5 protein-coding genes are annotated in these 3,504 nt (G+C 69.3%); 2 read left to right on the top strand and 3 right to left on the bottom strand.

The genetic code is table 11. The features are described 5' to 3' along the window. Positions 1-160: 160 nt before the first annotated feature. Together PROKR_RS08195 and PROKR_RS30615 are read left to right on the top strand one after the other, a co-directional pair. The gene (locus PROKR_RS08195; protein ID WP_036961772.1) at positions 161-577 is read left to right on the top strand and encodes a DUF952 domain-containing protein; all 417 of its coding nucleotides are present in this window, start codon (positions 161-163) and stop codon (positions 575-577) included. Between the two features lie 24 nt (positions 578-601). Continuing rightward, positions 602-1,342 carry a YdcF family protein gene (locus PROKR_RS30615; protein ID WP_051432784.1) on the top strand — a complete coding sequence of 247 codons (741 nt, stop codon included), beginning with the start codon at positions 602-604 and terminating at the stop codon, positions 1,340-1,342. A 37-nt stretch (positions 1,343-1,379) separates the two neighbouring features. On the opposite strand, the gene PROKR_RS08205 is transcribed toward PROKR_RS30615, so the two are convergent. The 3 genes from PROKR_RS08205 to PROKR_RS08215 form a co-directional block, all read right to left on the bottom strand. Further along, positions 1,380-1,721 (bottom strand): hypothetical protein, encoded by a 342-nt coding sequence (locus PROKR_RS08205; protein WP_036961775.1) that lies wholly within the window; start codon positions 1,719-1,721, stop codon positions 1,380-1,382. 47 nt (positions 1,722-1,768) lie between these two features. After that, positions 1,769-2,599 (bottom strand): carbohydrate ABC transporter permease, encoded by an 831-nt coding sequence (locus tag PROKR_RS08210; protein ID WP_036961778.1) that lies wholly within the window; start codon positions 2,597-2,599, stop codon positions 1,769-1,771. Further along, the coding region (locus PROKR_RS08215) for a carbohydrate ABC transporter permease (protein WP_245605749.1) at positions 2,599-3,504 on the bottom strand (906 nt) is incomplete at its 5' end. The genes PROKR_RS08215 and PROKR_RS08210, both read right to left, overlap by 1 nt.

Genomic DNA, 3,504 nt, shown 5'->3' on the forward strand with positions numbered 1-3,504 from the left:
GGCCCGGCCCGCGCCGTGGTTCTCCGCCGGCCGAGCCTGCGGCGCCCGGCCCTGTGGCGCCCGGCCCTGTGGCGAACGTCTCGTCGTCGTCGATCCTCACGCAGACAATGATACGTTGCCGTTTCATTGATGACGGTCTCATGGATGCGGAGGACGGTTGATGGCCGAGGAACGACTGCTGCACGTGGCGTTCAGCGACGACTGGGAGGCGTGCGAGCGGTTCGGGGAGTACGACGTCGCGACGCGCAGCACGCTGTTCGACGACACCGGGTACCTGCACGCGACCACCGCTGAGGGCCTGTCTGCGGTGCTGCGCGACGTCTACGGCGACGCGTCCGAGCCGCTCGTGCTCGCCGTGATCGACGAGGCGGCCCTCGCGGCCCAGGGCATCACGGTCCGCTGGGAGCCGGGCGCCGGCCCGGACGGCACCGCGGCGCCGCGCATCGAGGGCACGCTGCAGATGGACCGCGTCACCGTTCCCGCGGTGCTGCCCGTTCCACGGGGCGCGGACGGGTGGGTCGCCCCGGACCTCGACGGGTGGAACGTGCGGCGGACGCCGCCGCCTGGCGTCGTCTAGGTCCGGTGGGAACTGGGAACCCTGATGAAGATCCTCTTCATGGTCGCCGGGACACTTCTGATCTGCGACGCACTGCTCGTCGCATCGGTGGTCAGCGTGAACACCGGCGTCATCGCGGCGTTCGCGGTCGGCGTCGTCTACCTGCTCTACGGGCTGTTCCACGAGAGGATCCGAGCCCGGACAGGCAGTGGACCGCCCAGGGTGCTGAGGATCGCCCTGCTGGTCGCGAATGCGGCGATCATCCTCGCCATCTCGTCCGTCGCGGCCCTCGGCAGGGTGGACACGGTCTCCTACGACGAGGACGCCGTCATCGTCCTCGGCACCGCGATCAAGGATGAGGCCGTCACCCCGGCACTGCAGGAACGGCTGGAGACCGCCGTCGCATACCACGGGGCCAACCCGGACGCCCTCGTCGTCGTCTCCGGAGGGCAGGGTCCCGGGGAGTCCGTCACCGAGGCGCTCGCCATGCGGAGATTCCTGGTCTCGCGGGGCATTCCTGAGAGCGCGATACTCATGGAGGGCAGGTCGACGAGCACCCACGAGAACTTCGTCCTGACGAAGAGCCTCTTGGACGCCCGGCTGGGGGAGCGGTACACCACCGTCTTCGTCACGAACGACTATCACGTCCTCCGGGCGAACGAGCTGTCCCGGATCGCGGGGCTCGACAGCACCTCGCTGCACGCTGCCACGCCCTGGTACACCGTTCCGGTCGACTACGTGCGGGAGTCCTTGGCGGTCGTGAAGCTGCTCCTCCTGCGGGAATGACGCCAGGTCGTGCGCCGGGCGTCATCCGCCGAAGGCGTCAGCGCCAGTCCTCGTCGGCCGACAGCACGGTGGAGATGTCCCACTCGGGCTCGCGCTGGATGGGCGGGGCGTCCGTGAGCCAGCGCTCGACCGCGAGCCGGGCGACGAGCTCGTCCCGGGTGACGCTGGTCCTGCCGAACCTGCCGTCGACCCACGGGGTCCAGGACCACGCGTGTATCTCGTCGTCGCCGAGGTCCTCCATCATGAGGCGGTGGTTGTCGCTGGCCACGAGCATGGCTCCGACCAGGCGGTTGTAGTTCTCGACGGTGACGAGGTCCACCAGGCCGAGGTCGATCTGGTCGGCCGCGGTGGTGTGCAGGATTTCCTTCGCGGAAGGCATGGACACTCCTTGGTCTGGTCGGGGATCCCGGGGCGAGGACGGCTGGCTCATACGGCGATGCCGCGGGAGACGTAGCCGTCGATGAAGGTGCGTTGCATGGTCAGGAAGAGCACGACGACGGGCAGGGCCATGAGCAGACCGGCCGCGCTGACCAGGGACCAGTCGGTGGTGAATCCCTGCTGGAACGAGTAGAGCGAGAGCGCGACGGGCTGGAAGTCGCGGTCCTGGATGAACGTGACGGCGAGCATGAACTCGTTGTAGGCCTGCAGCCCGGAGACGAGGGCGGCGGTCAGGACCGCGGGCCGGATCATGGGTAGGACGATGCGGGCGAACACGCCGAGCTCGCCGGCGCCGTCCAGCCGGGCGGCCTCCTCGTACTCCTTGGGCATGCCGATCAGGAACGCCCGCACGAGCAGGGTGGCGAACGGGCTGTACACGGCCCAGTAGATGATGATCAGGCCGATGGGCTGGTTGTAGAGGCCGAGCGTCGACCACCAGCTCACCAGCGGCACGAGGAACAGCTGGATCGGCAGCGACGAGGACACCAGCAGCCACAGGATCCACGCACCGCCGCCGGGCAGGTCCAGGCGGGTCATGGCGTAAGCCGCCATGGTGGCGATCAGCGCGACGCCCGTCGCGGTGGCCACCGCGATGACCAGGCTGTTCAGGAGCGCCCCGCCCATGTGGGCCTGCTCCCAGGCCACGGCGAAGTTGCCCCAGCTGAACGACTGCGGGAGTCCGAGCGGGTTGCTGTCGATCTCGCGCGCGGACTTGAACGCGTTGAAGGCGAACACCAGCAGCGGGCCGAGCGCGTACAGGGCGAGCAGACCGAGGACGATCCAGCTCACGGGCTGGGCGCGGCGAGAGGCGGTGCCCATCAGATGTCCCATCGCAGTCGTCGGCGCAGCGCGAGGTAGCCGAGCACGGTCGCGGCGCTGATCGCCGAGAGCAGCATGGCGACGGCGGAGGCGTAGCCGTGGCGCTGGTTCTGGAAGGCCTCGCGGTACAGCACCGTGCTGAGCACGTCGGTGGACCCGGCCGGCCCGCCCTGTGTCAGCACGTAGACGTAGTCGAAGACGAGGAACGACCAGATGATCGTCATCAGGCCCAGGAAGACCAGCGTCGGCCGGATCATCGGCAGCGTGATGTGCCAGAACTCGCGGACCGGACCGGCGCCGTCGAGCCGCACGGCCTCGTACAGCGCCGGGTCCACCGACTGCATCGAGGCCAGGAAGATCACGAGCAGGAAGCCCCACCACTGCCAGGTGTTCACGAAGGCGACCGAGCCGAGGGCGAGCGACGGGTTACCGAGGAAGTTGACGTCCTCAAGGAACGGGAGGCCCAGGGTCGCCAGGGCGGCGCCGATCCCGCCGTCGGGGTCGAGGATCTGCCGCCAGACGGCGGCGGACACGACCGTCGCCAATACGTATGGGACGAAGTACAGGACGCGGAAGATCGCCTGGTGCCGGCGCAGCCGGGACAGCAGGAAAGCGCCCACCAGGCCCATCCCCATGGGGACGACCAGGAAGAACAGGGTCCACAGGACGTTGTGCAGCAGCGCGCTGCCGACCGCACCGGACCGGAGCATCTCGGCGTAGTTCGCCAGCCCCACGAACCGGGGCCTGCTCAGCCCGTCCCAGTCGGTGAACGAGTAGAACACCGAGGCCAGACCGGGCCCCGTGATGACCAGCAGGTTGACCACGAGCAGCGGAGCCACGAACAGCCACGCCAGGAGCCGGCGCTGTCGCCGGGCCCCCAGCGGCCGGCCCCGGAGGGCCGGCCG

Source organism: Promicromonospora kroppenstedtii DSM 19349, from assembly GCF_000515355.1.
In the GTDB taxonomy this organism is placed as follows: Bacteria; Actinomycetota; Actinomycetes; order Actinomycetales; family Cellulomonadaceae; genus Promicromonospora; species Promicromonospora kroppenstedtii.

What these genes read in the sequence shown, in the direction of transcription:
- PROKR_RS08210 (WP_036961778.1), bottom strand. Translation starts at nt 2,599, where the DNA reads ATGGGCACCGCCTCTCGCCGCGCCCAGCCCGTGAGCTGGATCGTCCTC.
- PROKR_RS08195 (WP_036961772.1), top strand. Translation starts at nt 161, where the DNA reads ATGGCCGAGGAACGACTGCTGCACGTGGCGTTCAGCGACGACTGGGAG.
- PROKR_RS30615 (WP_051432784.1), top strand. Translation starts at nt 602, where the DNA reads ATGAAGATCCTCTTCATGGTCGCCGGGACACTTCTGATCTGCGACGCA.
- PROKR_RS08205 (WP_036961775.1), bottom strand. Translation starts at nt 1,721, where the DNA reads ATGCCTTCCGCGAAGGAAATCCTGCACACCACCGCGGCCGACCAGATC.